Annotated in this window: 1 protein-coding gene; it reads left to right on the top strand. The window is 71.9% G+C overall.

From position 1 onward, the window contains the following. On the top strand, nt 1-384 hold a 384-nt coding region (locus G3I56_RS43040), incomplete at both ends, for an ABC transporter transmembrane domain-containing protein (RefSeq protein ID WP_275406988.1).

Raw genomic sequence — 384 nt, forward strand, 5'->3', positions numbered from 1 at the left:
AGCTGCGGGGCCGGCTGCTGGCACGGGCCACTGAACTCGGTCCCGGCTGGCTGAGCGGCCAGCGGACCGGGTCGCTCGTCGCCCTCGCCACCCGCGGAGTCGACGCTCTGGACGACTACTTCTCCCGCTATCTGCCCCAGCTCGGCCTCGCCGTCGTGGTTCCGGTGGCCGTGCTCGCGCGGATCGCGACCGAGGACTGGGTCTCGGCGGCCGTCATCGTGGGGACGCTCCCCCTGATCCCGCTGTTCATGGTGCTCATCGGCTGGGCGACCCAGACGCGGATGGACCGTCAGTGGCGGCTGCTGTCGCGGCTGTCGGGCCACTTCCTCGATGTCGTGGCCGGTCTGCCGACCCTGAAGGTCTTCGGGCGGGCGAAGGCGCAGG

This window comes from Streptomyces sp. SID12488, assembly GCF_010548275.1.
Classification (GTDB): Bacteria; Actinomycetota; Actinomycetes; order Streptomycetales; family Streptomycetaceae; genus Streptomyces.